14 protein-coding genes are annotated in these 15,692 nt (G+C 68.2%); 8 read left to right on the forward strand and 6 right to left on the reverse strand.

Annotation, left to right across the window (positions count from 1 at the left end; translation table 11 throughout):
- Positions 1–8: 8 nt before the first annotated feature.
- Positions 9–776 (reverse strand): class I SAM-dependent methyltransferase, encoded by a 768-nt coding sequence (locus ABD024_RS03655; protein WP_343849794.1) that lies wholly within the window; start codon positions 774–776, stop codon positions 9–11.
- 41 nt (positions 777–817) lie between these two features.
- Entirely contained in the window at positions 818–1,321 is a 504-nt protein-coding gene (locus ABD024_RS03660) for an RDD family protein (RefSeq protein ID WP_343849796.1), read from the reverse strand.
- Positions 1,322–1,371: 50 nt separating this feature from the next.
- Between ABD024_RS03660 and xerD the strand changes: the two genes are divergently transcribed.
- Positions 1,372–2,289: a site-specific tyrosine recombinase XerD gene (xerD, locus tag ABD024_RS03665; protein WP_343849798.1), complete on the forward strand. Its 918-nt coding sequence runs from the start codon at positions 1,372–1,374 to the stop codon at positions 2,287–2,289.
- A gap of 72 nt (positions 2,290–2,361) precedes the next feature.
- Here the strand turns inward: xerD and ABD024_RS03670 are convergent, their stop codons facing one another.
- Entirely contained in the window at positions 2,362–3,135 is a 774-nt protein-coding gene (locus ABD024_RS03670) for a Fe2+-dependent dioxygenase (protein ID WP_343849800.1), read from the reverse strand.
- A gap of 126 nt (positions 3,136–3,261) precedes the next feature.
- Between ABD024_RS03670 and ABD024_RS03675 the strand changes: the two genes are divergently transcribed.
- The 5 genes from ABD024_RS03675 (at position 3,262) to ABD024_RS03695 (ending at position 10,788) form a co-directional block, all read left to right on the forward strand.
- Positions 3,262–4,032, forward strand: a complete 771-nt coding sequence (locus ABD024_RS03675; RefSeq protein WP_343854480.1) for a DsbC family protein — start codon at positions 3,262–3,264, stop codon at positions 4,030–4,032.
- A gap of 126 nt (positions 4,033–4,158) precedes the next feature.
- Positions 4,159–8,022, forward strand: a complete 3,864-nt coding sequence (gene purL, locus ABD024_RS03680) for a phosphoribosylformylglycinamidine synthase (RefSeq protein ID WP_343849802.1) — start codon at positions 4,159–4,161, stop codon at positions 8,020–8,022.
- 29 nt (positions 8,023–8,051) lie between these two features.
- A complete protein-coding gene (locus tag ABD024_RS03685; RefSeq protein ID WP_343849804.1) occupies positions 8,052–8,798 on the forward strand; it encodes a hypothetical protein in 747 nt (248 codons plus the stop codon).
- Between the two features lie 79 nt (positions 8,799–8,877).
- Positions 8,878–9,792: a glycosyltransferase family 2 protein gene (locus tag ABD024_RS03690; RefSeq protein ID WP_343849806.1), complete on the forward strand. Its 915-nt coding sequence runs from the start codon at positions 8,878–8,880 to the stop codon at positions 9,790–9,792.
- A 99-nt stretch (positions 9,793–9,891) separates the two neighbouring features.
- The gene (locus ABD024_RS03695) at positions 9,892–10,788 is read left to right on the forward strand and encodes a DMT family transporter (RefSeq protein ID WP_343849808.1); all 897 of its coding nucleotides are present in this window, start codon (positions 9,892–9,894) and stop codon (positions 10,786–10,788) included.
- Here ABD024_RS03695 and ABD024_RS03700 read toward each other — a convergent pair.
- Positions 10,776–11,300 carry a DUF2127 domain-containing protein gene (locus ABD024_RS03700; protein ID WP_343849810.1) on the reverse strand — a complete coding sequence of 175 codons (525 nt, stop codon included), beginning with the start codon at positions 11,298–11,300 and terminating at the stop codon, positions 10,776–10,778. The genes ABD024_RS03695 and ABD024_RS03700 overlap by 13 nt on opposite strands.
- Positions 11,301–11,645: 345 nt before the next feature.
- Here ABD024_RS03700 and ABD024_RS03705 point away from each other — a divergent pair, with 345 nt between their 5' ends.
- Positions 11,646–12,419, forward strand: a complete 774-nt coding sequence (locus ABD024_RS03705) for a class I SAM-dependent methyltransferase (protein ID WP_343849812.1) — start codon at positions 11,646–11,648, stop codon at positions 12,417–12,419.
- A 71-nt stretch (positions 12,420–12,490) separates the two neighbouring features.
- On the opposite strand, the gene ABD024_RS03710 is transcribed toward ABD024_RS03705, so the two are convergent.
- Positions 12,491–12,685 carry a YbdD/YjiX family protein gene (locus ABD024_RS03710; RefSeq protein WP_343849814.1) on the reverse strand — a complete coding sequence of 65 codons (195 nt, stop codon included), beginning with the start codon at positions 12,683–12,685 and terminating at the stop codon, positions 12,491–12,493.
- A gap of 10 nt (positions 12,686–12,695) precedes the next feature.
- On the reverse strand, positions 12,696–14,771 hold the full coding sequence (locus ABD024_RS03715) for a carbon starvation CstA family protein (RefSeq protein WP_343849816.1): 2,076 nt from the start codon (positions 14,769–14,771) through the stop codon (positions 12,696–12,698).
- 170 nt (positions 14,772–14,941) lie between these two features.
- Between ABD024_RS03715 and ABD024_RS03720 the strand changes: the two genes are divergently transcribed.
- The coding region (locus ABD024_RS03720) for a DUF4197 domain-containing protein (RefSeq protein ID WP_343849818.1) at positions 14,942–15,692 on the forward strand (751 nt) is incomplete at its 3' end.

A 15,692-nucleotide genomic window follows, 5' to 3' on the forward strand; every position in this document is an offset into this window, starting at 1 on the left:
CTGTCCAATCAGTGACTTGGCGTCGCGACCGGGTGGTAACGGCAGCGCAGCAGCAACTCGTCGACCCCGTCCGTGTCGCCCAGGCCATCGCGCCATCGCAGCGGTTTCTGGAAGCGCAGGCCGAGCGGCATGAACACCCGGTTGTACCACCACATCGCGCGCTCGCGCCGGTGGGTGAGGTACCACTGACCGAGTTCGAGCAGGCGCGAGGACTTCGGCTGCATGCCGTACACCGCACTGCGTTCGATGACGAAGCCGTGCCGGGCGAGCCGGGCCGCGATCTGTGCCGGCTCGTAGCGGCGGCAATGGCCGACGAAGTCGTCGAACGCGGTCCATGCTGCCGGATGCAGCGGCACCGACAGCAGCACGCTGGCGCCGGGTGCGGCCACGCGCGCCAGTTCGGCCAGTGCGCCGTCGTCGTCGGCAACGTGTTCGAGGATGTCGAGCGCGCAGACCAGGTCGAAGCTGGCGTCGGCGCAAGGCAGGGCGCCGATCATGCCGTGCACCGCCCCGGCGCCGCTGGCATGCAGGCGACGCAGTGCGGCGTGGCTGAGGTCGACGAAACAGGTGCCGCGCAACGGCAGTCGCGGGCGCAGGCCGGGCGCCACTTCCAGCCGGCGCGGTGCGGCGTCGGCCAACTCGTGCAGCAGCGACCAGGTGTTGAAGCGCTCCGGCGCAATCAGTTTCGCCTGCGCCCACAGCGACTCGTAGAAGCCGCGGTTGGTGCGGATCAGTTCGGCGTCGCTGCGGCTATCGGCGTGGGGCGGCTCGGGCATCGGCGGATTGAACCGCGGATGCGCTGAGCGAAGTGTGAAGCTCAGTCCAGCCGGCGGACCTCGGTGCCAGCCGCGATGTCGTGCAGTGCACGCCGGCGCGGATCGAACACGGCCACGGCGAACCAGCCGGCCCACACCGCCAGCAGCGTCCACAGTGTTGCGTGCAGCCCGAGCACCGGCGCCAGCAACAGCAACACCATCGGCGCGGCCGCCACCAGCACACGGATCAGCGCCTGCTGCAGCGTCGGCGTGCCGCCGTCGTCGCGGGTAACCCGGATGCGCCACGGCCGCATGCCCAGCGTCTGCCCGCCGCGTCGCCACGAGCTGATGAAGTACGCCGCCACCACCGCGCCTTGCAGCGCCTGGTACCAGATCGGCACCACCGTCGTCGCGCCGGTGCGGATCAGCTTGCCGCTGGTGGCGAGCTGGCACAGCAGGCCCACCACCATCACGATCGCCACCACGATCAGCAGGTCGTAGGCCAGCGCCAGCAGGCGGCGCCACAGGGGGCAGGGAATGTCGGTGGTGGCGAGGTTCACGGGCATGCTGGGTCGGTCGCTTGCGTAGTGCGCGCGCAATGGCCAGCATCGTGCGCATGGGAAAGGAAGAAAGCCGCGCAAGTATCGCCGAAGCCGACCAGCTGAGCATAAGCACGTTCGTGGAACGGGTGTGGTCGGAGGACGGCCTGGCCGACCGCACGCTGGAGGCGTATCGACGCGACCTCGAGGCGCTGGCCGGTTGGCTGGCCACGCGCGGGCGCAATCTGCGCATGGCACGGCGCGAGGACATTTCCGCATATCACGGCGCGCAGTCGGTGGCGGTGCGCTCGATCGCGCGACGGCAGTCGGCGTTCCGTCGCTACTACGCGTTCCTCGCCCGCAGTGAGCCGGGCTTCGCCGATCCCACCCTGCTGATCGAGCGCCCGAAGCTGCCACGCAGCCTGCCCAAGGCGCTGGCCGAACGCGAAATCGAGGGCCTGCTCGGCGCGCCCGACACCGGCACCATGCTGGGCCTGCGCGATCGCGCGATGCTGGAGCTGATGTATGCCTCCGGCCTGCGCGTGTCCGAGTTGGTGGAGTTGCCGCTGGCCGCGCTGAACCCGCGTCAGGGCGTGCTGCGCGTCACCGGCAAGGGCGGCAAGGACCGCTTGGTGCCGGTCGGCGAGGAAGCGCTGGCACGCATCGGCGCCTACCTGGCCGACGCGCAGCCGGCGTTGGCGAAGGGCCGCCAGCCGACGGCATTGTTCCTGAGCAAGCGCGGCGAAGGCATGACCCGGCAGATGTTCTGGACCCTGGTGAAGCGCTACGCGCTGAAGGTCGGGATCAACCCGAAACGCATCTCGCCGCACGTGCTGCGGCACTCCTTCGCCACCCACCTGCTGAACCACGGCGCCGACCTGCGCGCCCTGCAGATGCTGCTTGGCCACAGCTCGCTCAGCACCACGCAGATCTACACCCTGGTGGCAAAGGAAGGCCTGAAGCGGCTGCATGCGCAGCATCATCCGCGCGGGTGACGAAGCCTCGGCGAATGATGGCCTCCTGTCTCTCTCGATAGGCGCGGGGGCGTGGTGACGCGAGTGGGCGCCTTACACGTCCGCCCACATGCGCAGCAGGTTCGCGTGCGACTTGCTGACGGCGTCGAACGTGGGGCTTTTGCCCTCGCGGCCGAAGATCTGCCGTTTCGCGTTGTCCAGGTCCCACAGCAGCTCGCGTTTGGCGCTGTCGCGCACCTGGCTCTGCACCCAGATGATCGCGGCATGGCGTGCGCCCTGGGTCACCGGGGTGACGTGGTGCAGGGAATTGGCCGGATAGGCGATGGCGGAGCCGGCGGCCAGCTTGAAGCCGTACTCCACGCCATTGCTCTCCACCATCAGGTCGCCGCCGACGTAGCTCTTGGCGTCAGACAGGAAGATCGTGATGGCCACGTCGGTGCGCACCGCGCTGCCCAGGCCACCCATCACGGGGGCGTCGACGTGCCGGCCATACTGCATGCCGACGTCGTAGCGATTGAACATCACCTGCGTCATGGCGGACGGCAGAATCGACGCCTGCAGCATCGCGTTGCGCAGAAAGGCGTTGCGCACGATGTCCCGCAGCCGGGCCTGGCTTTCGGTGTTGATGTCGACCTGCAGATTCTTCTTGACCTCCCGCGCCGACCAGCCGGCAGTGCTGGCGCCGTCAACGAACGCGGCGTCCTGGAGTTCGCTGCGTATCACGCCGAGTTCTTCGGGGGTCAGCACGTTGGGAGCACAAATGATCACGAGGGTTCCGCCGAGCGATTCAAACTGTGAGAGAGGTCGTGCGCGGCCAGGCCGTTCCGCCGGGCCGTTCCGGGCAGCTGCTTTGCGGAAATCTACCATTGGACCGGGGTCCTGATCATCGGGTTCTGCGGCACTGCGCCTCGAATGGCGTTCAGCGGCCTGTGCGAGAATGCGTGTCTGCAGTCGGCGAACGCGCCGGCCATGGATCGAACGAGGTTGGTGATGTTGAAGAAACTGTTGCTGGCGCTGTGCATCGGCGGGCTTTCCCTGGCTGCCTGTGCTGCCGAAAACGATGCGGCGCCGGCCGCCAGCCCGGCGGTGACGCCCGCGGCACAGCAGATGGTGCGGCAGGCGATCAAGAGCCTGGCGGCGAATGTCCAGGTCGATTCGATCGAGCCGGCGCCGATACCGGGCTTCTACCAGGTGATTGCCGCCGGCCAGATGCTCTACGTCAGCACTGACGGCAAGTACGCGATGCACGGCGACGTGATTGACCTGAGCCGCAAGCAGAACGTCAGCGACGACGCCTGGGCGCGCTTCCGCAAGGCCGAGCTGGCCAAGGTGCCGGCGTCCGAGCGCATCGTGTTCGCGCCGCCGAACCCGAAGTACACGATCACCGTGTTCACCGACGTCAACTGCGGCTTCTGCCGCGCGCTGCACGAGCACGTGGCCGCGTTCAACAAGGAAGGCGTCGCGGTGGAGTACCTGGCATGGCCGCGCGAAGGCCTGGTGACCACCGCCGGGCGGCCCACGCCGACCTATACCGAGATGGTCTCGGTGTGGTGCGCGAAGGACCGCAAGGCGGCATTCACCGCCGCGAAGGAAGGTCATGCACCGGCACCGGCGACCTGCGCCAATCCGGTCAAGGACCAGTTCAACCTGGGCGTGAAGCTGGGCGTCAACGGCACCCCGGCGATCTACGGCCCGGATGGCCGGGTGCTGGGCGGCTATGTGACTCCGGAACAGCTGTTGCAGGCTCTGCGGCAGGGCGGTTGAGGCTGCCCGCACTCCCTCCTGGTCGAGGCAAGGAGCGGAACGCAAGGCAGGCTTCCGGCCTTGGCTTATGCCGTATTGCAGCATGGGTTAGAATGGGCGTTTCCTTCGCATAGCGCCGTTCCCCGCATGATCGCACTCGACGGGCAGAACGCCCTCTCGCCGTTCCGCCTCGAACGCCTCAATGCCCGCCTGGATGCCTTGCATCGCGGCGTGCGCGTGCAGGCGTCGTGGTTCGTCTACTTCATCGATGCCGAAGTGGCGCCCGAGGGTGCGCTGCGCGAACGGCTGCTGGCCGTGCTGGAGGCGAAGGATGCGCTGCCCGAGCCGGCCACGCTGTGGGTGGTGCCGCGGCTGGGCACGATCTCGCCGTGGTCGAGCAAGGCCACCGACATCCTGCATGGCGCCGGTTTCGACGTACGTCGGGTGGAACGCGGGCTGGCCTGGCAGGTGGCTGGCCTGCCGCCGGCCGAGGCGCCGGACCATGCACCGATCATGGCGGTGCTGCACGACGCGATGACGCAGTCGGTGCTGCAGCGGATCGAGGACGCGCAAGGGCTGTTCCTGGCCGGCTCACCCGGCGACCTGGTGCACGTGGTGCTTGGCGCCGACCCGCAGGCCGCACTGGCCGCGGCGAACCTGCGGCTGGGCCTGGCGCTGGCTGACGACGAGATCGACTACCTGGCCGAGCGCTACGCCGAACTCGGCCGCGATCCCACCGATGCCGAACTCTTCATGTTCGCCCAGGCGAACTCCGAGCATTGCCGGCACAAGGTGTTCAACGCCAGCTGGACGGTCGACGGCGCGGAACAGGACAAGACCCTGTTCGGCATGATCAAGCACACCCACCAGCGCTCGCCCGCGCATACCTTGTCCGCGTATTCGGACAACGCCGCGGTGATCGAGGGCAGCACCGGCAAACGTTTCTTCGCTGACCCTGCCGATGGCGTGTGGCGCGGCCACGAGGAACGCATCGACTTCGCGATCAAGGTGGAGACGCACAACCATCCCACCGCGATCGCGCCGTGGCCGGGCGCCGCCACCGGCGCGGGCGGCGAGATCCGCGACGAGGGTGCGACCGGCCGCGGCGGCAAGCCGAAGGCCGGACTTACCGGCTTCTCGGTGTCCGACCTGCGTATTCCCGGCCTGCCGCGGCCGTGGGAAGTGGATCGCCCGCTGCCGCCGCGCATGGCCAGCGCGTTCGAGATCATGCGCGATGGGCCACTCGGCGCCGCCGCGTTCAACAACGAATTCGGCCGTGCCTGCCTCGGCGGCTATTTCCGCAGCTACGAGCACGAGAGCGCCGAACCCGGCCTGCGCCGCGGCTACGACAAGCCGATCATGCTGGCCGGCGGGCTGGCCAACCTGCGCCCCGGCCACGTGCTGAAGCACGCGGTGCAACCGGGCAACAAGGTGATCGTGCTGGGCGGTCCGGCAATGCTGATCGGGCTGGGCGGCGGCGCGGCCTCGTCGGTGGCCGGCGGCGCGTCGAGCGCGGAACTGGACTTCGCCTCGGTGCAGCGCGACAACGCCGAGATGGAGCGGCGCTGCCAGGAAGTGATCGACGCCTGCTGGGCGCGTGGCGAGCACAACCCGATCGTCAGCGTGCACGACGTCGGCGCCGGCGGCCTGTCCAACGCGATTCCCGAGCTGCTCAACGACGCTGGCGTCGGCGGCGTGATCGACCTGTCGAAGATTCCCTGCGACGACCCCTCGCTGTCGCCGATGCAGGTGTGGAGCAACGAGTCGCAGGAACGCTACGTGCTGGCGATCGGCCCGGAAAACCTGGCCGAGTTCGAGGCGATGTGCCAGCGCGAGCGCTGCCCGTATGCGGTAGTCGGCGACGCCACGGTCGAGCGCCAGCTGGTGCTGACCGACCCGCGCCGCGGACTGACCGTGATCGACCTGCCGATGGACGTGCTGTTCGGCAAGCCGCCGCGGATGCATCGCGACGCCACGCGGCTGAAGGTACGCATCGACCTGGTGCCGGACCTTACCGGCATCGGCATGGACGAGGCGCTGCTGCGCGTGCTGCGGCTGCCTGGCGTGGGCAGCAAGAGTTTCCTGATCACCATCGGCGACCGCACTGTCGGCGGCCTGAATGCGCGTGACCCGATGGTCGGTCCGTGGCAGGTGCCGGTGGCCGATTGCGCGGTGACCATCGCGGATTTCGACGGCTATGCCGGCGAGGCGATGGCGCTGGCCGAGCGCGCGCCGGTGGCCTTGCTGAGCAGCGCCGACGCGGCGCGGTTGACGGTCGGCGAGGCGATCACCAACCTGGCCGCCGCACCGATCGCCAGTCTCGGCGAGATCCGCCTCTCGGCAAACTGGATGGCCGCGGTCAACCATCCGGGCGAGGATGCCGCGCTGTTCGATGCGGTCAAGGCGATCGGCATGGAACTGTGCCCGGAGCTGGAGATTTCCATCCCGGTCGGCAAGGACTCGCTGTCGATGCAGACGGTGTGGCAGGACGGCGGCACCGCGCAGCGCACGGTGTCGCCGGTGTCGCTGGTGATCACCGGTTTCGCGCGGGTCAGCGATGTGCGCCGCACGCTCACGCCGCAACTCAAGCTCGATCGTGGCGACTCCGCGTTGTGGCTGATCGACCTGGGCGCCGGGCGCGATCGCCTGGGCGGTTCGGCGCTGACCCAGGTGTTCAATCGCTCGGGCGGCGTGCCGCCGAACCTGGACGATGCGAAACGGCTGAAGGCGCTGTTCGAGCTGATCCAGGAAGCGAATGCGGGTGGCTTGCTGCTGGCCTATCACGACCGTTCCGACGGCGGCATCATCACCACCTTGCTGGAGATGGCGTTCGCCGGCCATTGCGGTCTGGAAATCCATCTGGACGGCTGGGCCGAGGCGACCTTGCGCGCGCTGTTCAACGAGGAACTCGGCGCGGTGGTGCAGGTAGCCGAGGCGAACCGCGAGGCGTTCGAGGCCTTGCTGGTCAAGCACGGCCTGGCCGGCATCAGCCACCGCATCGGGCGGCCGAAGGAGAAGCTTGGCATCAAGCTGTTCCTTGGCGACGAGACCTTGTTCAAGTGGCACTGGAGCACGCTGTTCAAGGCGTGGAACGAGACCAGCCACGCGATGCAGCGGCTGCGCGACAACCCGCTCACCGCCGATGCCGAATCGGAATGGCGGCTCGACGATGCCGATCCGGGCATCACGCCGAAGCTCACGTTCGATCCGGCGCAGGATGTCGCCGTGCCGTTCATCGGCAAGGGCGCGCGCCCGCGTATCGCGATCCTGCGCGAGCAGGGCGTCAACGGCCAGGTCGAGATGTCGGCCGCGTTCACCCGCGCCGGTTTCGACGCGTTGGACGTGCACATGTCCGATCTCGCCAGCGGGCGGATCAGGCTGGCGGACTTCCGCGGCTTCGCGGCCTGCGGCGGCTTTTCCTACGGCGACGTGCTCGGTGCCGGCCGCGGCTGGGCTACCTCGATCCTGTACAACGACATGCTGCGCGCGCAGTTCGCCGCGTTCTTCGCCGATCCGACGAAATTCGCGCTGGGCGTGTGCAACGGCTGCCAGATGCTGTCGCAGCTGAAGGAGATCATTCCCGGCGCGCAGCACTGGCCGAAGTTCCTGCGCAACGCGTCCGAACAGTACGAGGCGCGCCTGGCCACGCTGGAGATCCTCGACACGTCGAGCATCTTCTTCAAGGGCATGGCCGGCTCGCGGATTCCGGTGGCGGTGGCGCACGGCGAAGGCCGGGTGAGTTTCCCGCACGCCTGCAGCCCGTCGAAGTCGAATGGCGCGGTACGCTTCGTCGACAACCGCGGCAGGCCGACCGAAAACTTTCCGCTCAACACCAACGGCTCGCCCGGCGGCCTGGCCGGCTTCACCGCCGCCGATGGCCGCGTGACGATCATGATGCCGCACCCCGAGCGCGTGTTCCGCAGCGTGCAGCTGAGCTGGCATCCGGAACAATGGGGCGAGGATTCACCGTGGATGCGCATGTTCCGCAACGCCCGCGTGTGGTGCGGCTGATCGCCCACCGCGCAACGAGGCGCTGAGCGATGGCCCGGCGCCGCTGGCCGGCGTGGCGTGGCGTGCTGGCGCGGGCGGCCTGGCTGGTCCTGCTGGCGTTGTTGCCGTGGTGGCTCGGCCTGCCGTTGCTGCTGGCGCTGGCGGCCGTGGTGACCTTGCTGCAGCACCGGCTCGCCGACGAGCATGCCGTGTTGATCCGGCGTGCCTTGCGCTGGGGCTTGCCGGGTTTGCTGTTCGCGCTGCAGCGGGCACTGGGCGGCGATGCATTCGCCTGGGGCGCGGCCTTGCTGGGTGCCCTGGCCGGTTACACGTTGCTGGCCGGCCTGGAGGCGTGGCTCGACCGCGAGCTGCGCCGTGCACCGGCGGCCGCGCCCTCCGCCGAGTGGCCCGAGCTGGCGATGGCACCGATCGGCCCGGCCGCGGAGATCATCGAGCTGCAGCCGCCGGCGTGGCAGGTCGTCACGGACGAGCTGGTCGATCCGCTGGGTGGTCGCGTGGCTTACCGTGATGGCGCGTACCTCTTTGAAGCCGGCGAGCGCATCGACGGCGTCGGCACGCCGGCTGCATTCAGTCCGGGTGGGCGCTGGTTTGCCGCACGCCTGCACAACGACCGCGGCGTGCTGCTGTGGGATCGCCAGCGCGAGCGGCGGCATCGCCTGCGCGGCTGGCAGCTGGGCGGCTGGTATCGCGAGCAACCGTGGCTGCTCCGCCGCGACGACGACATGCCGCTGGCGTTGCCGGCGGTGCTCGGCGAGGACGATGTGGAAGAAACGTGAAGCCGCGACGAGCCGCGAATTCCGGGTCATGATGCCGCGGACTGTTCTCCCCTCGCGCGTCTCCGCGCATACTTGCCGTGTGGCTACTCCTGCTTCCCATCGCTCGCCGTTCGCGCTGGCGCTCAGCGTGATCGTGGTGTCCGCCGACAGTGGCCCGACGCTGCGTGACTGCGTGCGCGGCGTGCTGGCCAGCACGCTGCCGCTGGAACTGATCCTGGTCGACAACAATTCGCACGACGGCGTGCCCGAGGCGATCGAGCGCGCGCATGCGCACGACGCGCGACTCAAGGTGATCTACAACTATCGCAACCTGGGCTTCGGCCCGGCGGTGAATCTCGCCGCGAAGCAGGCGCATGGCCAGGCGTTGATGATCCTCAACCCCGACTGCCTGCTGCAGCAGGGTGACCTGCAGCGCCTGCTGGCCCTGCTTTCCGGCCAGCCCAGGGCTGGCCTGATCGGCGCGGTGGTGTGCGATGCCGAGGGCCGCCCCGATCCCGCTTCGTGGCGCCGCGACCCGCTGCTGCAGCGCTCGCTCAACAGCCTGCTCGGCCGCCCCGGCGAGAAGATCAACATCGAGCGGGAGATCCCGTCCGAGGTGGTCGAGGCCGAAGCGGTATCGGGTGCGGTGATGCTGATGCCGCGCGCGATGTTCCAGCGCCTCGACGGCTTCGACGAAGACTACTTCCTGCACTGCGAAGACCTGGACCTGTGCCGCCGCGTGCGCGACCTCGGCTACCAGGTGCTGCTGGCCGGCGACGTGCGCGTGCAGCACGGCAAGGGCAGTTCCAGCCGGCACCGCCCGGTGTTCGTCAGCCGCCACAAGCATCGCGGCATGTGGCGCTGGTTCCGCAAGCACGATCCGGCCGCCCGCAATCCGCTGACGGCGGGTGTGGTGTGGCTGGGCATCTGGGCGCATTTCCTGCTGCAGATCCCGGGCCAGCTGTGGCGATTGCCGAGGAAGCGCGGCGCGCAGCGCGCGACCGGAAGCGAATAGCGCGGACGCATCACGTTGCCGGCGTTGCCGAGACGTGTTGCACCGTGCGGCGGGTTTGCCGCACTGTCCACCTTTCCGCTTCCGGTTTCGCCCGTCACCATGTCCAGTCCCCGCGCTCTCGCTACCCTTGCCACGCTCGGCCTGATCGCCATGACTGCGGTATGGGGTTCCACCTTCGTGCTGATCAAGGACGTGGTCGGGCGCATGCCGGTGGCGGATTTCCTGGCCGTGCGTTTCGTGATCGCCGCCGTGGTGATGCTGGCGCTGTTCGCCCGACCGGTGTGGCGGCTGGGTCGCCGGCAGGTGCTGCGCGGCCTGCTGCTCGGCCTGATCTACGGCACCGGCCAGCTGCTGCAGACCTGGGGTCTGTCGCTGATTTCGCCGAGCGTCAGCGGTTTCGCTACCGGCATGTATGTGGTCTTCACGCCGATCCTGGCGCTGCTGCTGTTGCGTCAGCACATGGCCGGCGTGGTGTGGCTGGCCGTGCTGCTGTCTACCGCCGGGCTGGCGCTGCTGTCGTTGAACGGCGTCTCGATCGACCTGGGCGTGTGGCTGACCCTCGCGTCGGCCGCGCTGTACGCGCTGCACATCGTGCTGCTCGGCCAGTGGTCGCGACAGGGCGAAGCGTTCGGCCTGTCGGCGGTGCAGATGGTGGCGATCGCGCTGGTCTGCCTGCTCGCTACCGCGCCGCATGGACCGGTGCTGCCGCCTGACCGCAGCGCCTGGTTCGCGGTGCTGTACATGGCGCTGATCGCCGGCGCCGGCGCGATGCTGATGCAGACCTGGGCGCAGTCGCACCTGCCGGCCACCCGCGCGGCGATCGTGATGACCACCGAGCCGGTGTTCGCCGCCGCGTTCGCGGTGCTGCTGGGCAGCGACGTGCTCGGCTGGCGCATGCTGCTCGGCGGCGGGCTGATCCTGGCCGCGATGTACCTGGTGGAATTGATGCCGCGGCGCGGCGCGCTACCTGCCGAGGCGGTGCATCACGAGGTGTGACGCCTCAACGCATGCCGTGCGGTCCGCGTCTGCAGCGCGACACGCACCAGGTAAACAACGATCGCGGCGTTGCCGATCAGCGCAGCCAGCTTGAACCAGCCGAAACCGTGCAGCGTCTCATACAGTTCCAGCGGGACCAGCGAGCCGGTGGCGATCACCGTGAACCACTCGGCCCAGTACTTGCCCAGCCACAGGCCGACGCCTTCGATGCCGAACAGCACGGCGTAGCCGAGGGCGACCGCGCCGACCGCGACGAACCGGCTCGGCCCGAAATCCTCCAGCAGGCCGACCAGCTTCCAGCGCAAGCTGTCGCTGTCGGCCAGCGAAAGGTGCTCCAGCCAGTGCACCAGATGTTCGAAGTTCTGTTGGCGGTCGAGATGGAACGCCGCCATCGCCACCAGGACCAGGCACACGGTCTTGACGATCTCGTAGACCGCGATGACACGCAGGCCGGCGTGATGCGGGTGGGGCGTGGGCGCCACTGCGCCGGCGGTGGATTCGGGAATGGGCATCGGGTGGTGACTGGAGGAGCAGCGCGTATTGTCGCCGAACCCGTATGGAAGGGCTTGTGCGGGACGTCATGGCCTTGCACGGGCGGCAACCGTCCCGGCCCGCACTCGATACGCTGCGGTAGCGGGAGCGGGAAAGCGCAGGCAGCTGACGCGAATGAAACCGCCGCGGTCCTGTTGCCCCACATCGAACTGCCACACTATGCGCATGGAGTGGGCGAGCCGGGTTCACTCGCGAAGATCGGAAAGTGAGCCCGCTCCCGATTTGCCCGTTTCCTGCTTCAGAGGTCAGCCATGTCCCACCGTATCGAGCACCCTGCCACAGTTGCACCTGCCTCGGACGAGTCCATGCCGCGTGCCGGCGACCAGTCGCATGGTCCGTCGATCGTTGGCCTGCGTGACGCGAAACTCGGCGGCTGGTATCGCGAGGACACCGGCGAATTGTTCCGCGGCATGCCGATCGGTACCGATGACGTGGTGGTGGATGTCGGCTGTGGCGCCGGCGTCAACAGCGTGTTCTGTGCGCGTCGCGGAGCGCACGTCTACGCCATCGACCGGGAGCCGCAGGTGATCCGCGAAGTGCATGCGCGGCTGAGCGTCGAAGGCAGCGGCACGCCCACGGCGCTGGTTAGCGACGCGAACCCCTTGCCGCTGGACGACGGCATGGCCACGCGGGTGATCTGCACCGAGGTGTTGCAGCACGTCGATGACCCGCAAAAAATGTTGGCCGAGCTGTTCCGGGTCGGTGCTTCGGGCGCCCTCTACCTGCTCAGCGTACCCGGCGCGCTGCAGGAGGGCTTGCAGGAAAAAGTGTTGCCGCCGCCGTACCGCGGGCAACCCGGTGGCGCCGTGCGGGTGATCGCTCGCGACGAGTTGGCGCGGTGGGTCCGCGAGGCCGGCCTGGTGGTGATGGAGCACACCCAGCACGGATTCTTCTGGTCGATCTGGTGGGCACTGTTCTGGGGTTGCGAGGTGGAGCTGTACGACCCGGCGCACCCGGTGCTCGATCACTGGACCGCCGCCTGGCAAGCCCTGCTGGACATGCCGCAGGGCCACCAGCTCAAGCAGCAACTGGACGAGTTCATGCCGATCAGTCAGATCATCGTGGCGCGCAAGCCGTGAGCCGTGTTTGCGTGGGGCGTGGTCCCGCGCTGCTCTCGCCACCGTCCTGAAGGACAGTGGCTTTCGGGCATTCAGCAGCAGCGCCCGCCGCCGCCCTTGTAGCGCGCTTCCTGCCGCTCGCGGAAGAACTCGCCGTAGCTGGGCACCTTGCGCTCGGGATGATGTTCGCGCAGGTGCTTCACGTAGACGTCGTAGTCGGGCACGCCGCAGCACAGGCGGGCGGTTTGCACCGCCCACTTGCACACGGACTGGAGGGTCGTGTTCATCACGTCGTCCTCAGCCGGCCACGCTGCTCAGCGCCACGTACGGTTCTTCGTGCGCGGTCGGGTGGTTGGTCTGCCAGGCCTTGACCAGCGCGCGCAGGCAGAACAGCACCATCGCCACCACCAGCGCCATGAACAGGCCGGTCATCACCATGTCCACGTAGTTGTTGGTGACGATCCGCTGCATCTCCGCCGCCGACTTGGCCGGCGCCATCAGCTGGCCCTGCTGCATCGCGGCCGAGTACTTGTTCGCGGCCGCGGTGAAGCTGATCGGACCGACCAGTTTTTCGAAACCGGCGGTGAGCGTGCAGACGATCAGCCACAACGCGGGGAGACCCGGTACCCACACGTAGCGCTCGCGCTTGAGCTTCACCACCACCACCGTGGCCAACATCAGCGCGATCGCGGCGAGCATCTGGTTGGCGATGCCGAACAGTGGCCACAAGGTGTTGATACCGCCGAGCGGGTCGACCGCGCCCTGGTACAGGAAGTAGCCCCACAGCGCCACGCAGATCGCGGTGGCCAGCAGGTTGCCGGTCCACGATTCGGTTTCCTGCAGCGGCTTGTGGATCAGGCCGGCGATCTCCTGGATCATGAAGCGGCCCACGCGGGTGCCGGCGTCCACCGTGGTGAGGATGAACAGCGCCTCGAACAGAATCGCGTAGTGGTACCAGAACGCCATCATGCCGCCGCCGGGAAGGATGTTGTGCAGCAGCTGGGCCATGCCCACGGCCAGCGTCGGCGCGCCGCCGGCGCGGCCGAGGATGCTGCCCTCGCCAATGTCCTTCGCGGTCTGCAGCAGTTCGTCCGGGGTCACCACGAAGCCCCACTGGCTGATCGTGGTGGCCGCTTCCTGCACGGTGGTGCCGACGATCGCGCCCGGCGAGTTCATCGCGAAGTACACGCCCGGGTGCAGCGAGGCGGCGGCGACCAGCGCCATGATCGCCACGAAGGCTTCCATCAGCATGCCGCCGTAGCCGACCATGCGCGCCTGGCCTTCGTTGGCGAGCAGCTTGGGCGTGGTGCCGGAGGCGATGATCGAATGCCAGCCGGACACCGCGCCGCAGGCGATGGTGATGAACAGGAACGGGAACAGGTTGCCGGCGAATACCGGGCCGGTACCGTCGATGAACTTGGTCACCGCCGGCAATTGCAAGGTCGGCGCGGACAGGAAGATCGCCAGCGCGAGCAGCGCGATGGTGCCGATCTTGAGGAAGGTACTGAGGTAATCGCGCGGTGCCAGCAGCAGCCACACCGGCAGCACCGAAGCGCAGGAGCCGTAGGCGATCAGCAGCCAGGCCAGCGCCTTGGCGTCGAAGTCGAACAGCGGCGACAGCGTGGCGGAGTCGGCCACATGCTTGCCGAACCAGATCGAGGCCAGCAGCAGCACCAGGCCGATGAGCGACACTTCCAGGATGCGGCCCGGGCGGAACCAGCGCAGATAGCCGCCCATCAGCAGCGCGATCGGGATGGTGGCGGCCACGGTGAACGTGCCCCACGGGCTGTGCGTGAGCGCCTTGACCACCACCAGCGCCAGCACCGCCAGCACGATCATCATCAGCACCAGCACGCCGATCATCGCCACCAGGCCCGGCACCGGCCCCAGCTCCTCGCGCAGCATGTGGCCGAGCGAACGGGCGTCGCGGCGCAGCGACAGGCCGAGGATCATGAAATCCTGCACCGCACCGGCAAACACCACGCCGAACAGGATCCAGATCGTGCCGGGCAGGTAACCCATCTGCGCTGCCAGTACCGGGCCCACCAGCGGGCCGGCGCCGGCGATCGCGGCGAAATGGTGACCGAACACTACCCACTTGTCGGTGGGCACGTAATCCAGGCCGTCGTTGCGCAGCACGGACGGCGGCGCGCGGGTCGGGTCCAGCTTCAGTACCGAGTGTTCGACGAATTTGCCGTAGAAGCGGTAGCCGATCACGAAGATGGCGATCGACGCGGCGACCAGCCAGATCGCATTGATCGGCTCGCCTCGTCGCAGCGCGACCACACCCAGGCAGAACGCGCCGACGATGGCGATGGCGACCCACAATATCTTGCTGGCCGGACTGGGTTTGGGTATGACGGCGGATTGCATGGGCGGGCTCTCCTGGGCAATGCCGCAAGGGTCGTCCTGCCAGTGGCGATGGTCAATCCCAAAAGCGGTCAACCGGCATTAGCCATTGGTCGAATAGCGCGGTCCGTGTCATCACGCCGTGACGAGGCGGTGGCGCTACACTGGCCGCCCCCGACTCCAGGGAATTCGTCATGCGCACCGCGATTCGCTGTGGTTTGCTGAGCCTTGCCCTCACGGTCGCCGCGCTACCGCTTGCGGCCGCCGGCTCGGGCCAGTTCAAGGACCTGCTGAACAAGGTCAAGCAGTCGACGCATGCGTCCAATGCATCGCAGCTCGGCAGCAATTTGCCGAACAGCGACATCGCCGCCGGACTCAAGGAGGCGTTGGCCAAAGGCACCACCAACGCGATCAACAGCCTGGGCCGCGACGGCGGCTTCTGGAACAACAGCAAGGTGCGCATTCCGCTGCCGGGCAAACTGGAGCAGGCCAGCAAGCTGGCGCGCCAGCTGGGGCAGGGCGCCAAGGTCGATGCGTTCGAGCTGAGCATGAACCGGGCTGCGGAGAAGGCGGTGCCGCAGGTGGCCGAGATCTTCGGCGATGCGATCCGCAAGATGACCCTGGATGACGCACGCGGCATCCTCGCCGGCGGCGACCATGCGGCCACCGACTTCTTCCGCCGCGTCGCCGGCGATGCGTTGACCGCGCGCATCCATCCGATCGTGGCCAAGGCCACCGACAGCGTCGGCGTCACCCAGAAGTACAAATCGTTCACCGCCGGCGGCATGGGCGGCGAACTGGGCAGCGCGCTAGGTGCATTCGGCGGCAAGTCGGGCAAGTCGAACAAGGGCGGCAGTCCGCTGGACCTGGACGACTACGTGACCGCGAAGACCCTGGATGGCCTGTTCACCACCATCGGCGAACAGGAGCAGTCGATCCGTCACA

Source organism: Rhodanobacter soli, assembly GCF_039523495.1.
Classification (GTDB): Bacteria; Pseudomonadota; Gammaproteobacteria; order Xanthomonadales; family Rhodanobacteraceae; genus Rhodanobacter; species Rhodanobacter soli.

Coding starts and splice junctions, on each gene's coding strand:
- ABD024_RS03655 (WP_343849794.1), bottom strand. CDS start 776: ATGCCCGAGCCGCCCCACGCCGATAGCCGCAGCGACGCCGAACTGATC.
- ABD024_RS03660 (WP_343849796.1), bottom strand. CDS start 1,321: ATGCCCGTGAACCTCGCCACCACCGACATTCCCTGCCCCCTGTGGCGC.
- xerD (WP_343849798.1), top strand. CDS start 1,372: ATGGGAAAGGAAGAAAGCCGCGCAAGTATCGCCGAAGCCGACCAGCTG.
- ABD024_RS03670 (WP_343849800.1), bottom strand. CDS start 3,135: ATGGTAGATTTCCGCAAAGCAGCTGCCCGGAACGGCCCGGCGGAACGG.
- purL (WP_343849802.1), top strand. CDS start 4,159: ATGATCGCACTCGACGGGCAGAACGCCCTCTCGCCGTTCCGCCTCGAA.
- ABD024_RS03685 (WP_343849804.1), top strand. CDS start 8,052: ATGGCCCGGCGCCGCTGGCCGGCGTGGCGTGGCGTGCTGGCGCGGGCG.
- ABD024_RS03695 (WP_343849808.1), top strand. CDS start 9,892: ATGTCCAGTCCCCGCGCTCTCGCTACCCTTGCCACGCTCGGCCTGATC.
- ABD024_RS03700 (WP_343849810.1), bottom strand. CDS start 11,300: ATGCCCATTCCCGAATCCACCGCCGGCGCAGTGGCGCCCACGCCCCAC.
- ABD024_RS03705 (WP_343849812.1), top strand. CDS start 11,646: ATGCCGCGTGCCGGCGACCAGTCGCATGGTCCGTCGATCGTTGGCCTG.
- ABD024_RS03710 (WP_343849814.1), bottom strand. CDS start 12,685: ATGAACACGACCCTCCAGTCCGTGTGCAAGTGGGCGGTGCAAACCGCC.
- ABD024_RS03715 (WP_343849816.1), bottom strand. CDS start 14,771: ATGCAATCCGCCGTCATACCCAAACCCAGTCCGGCCAGCAAGATATTG.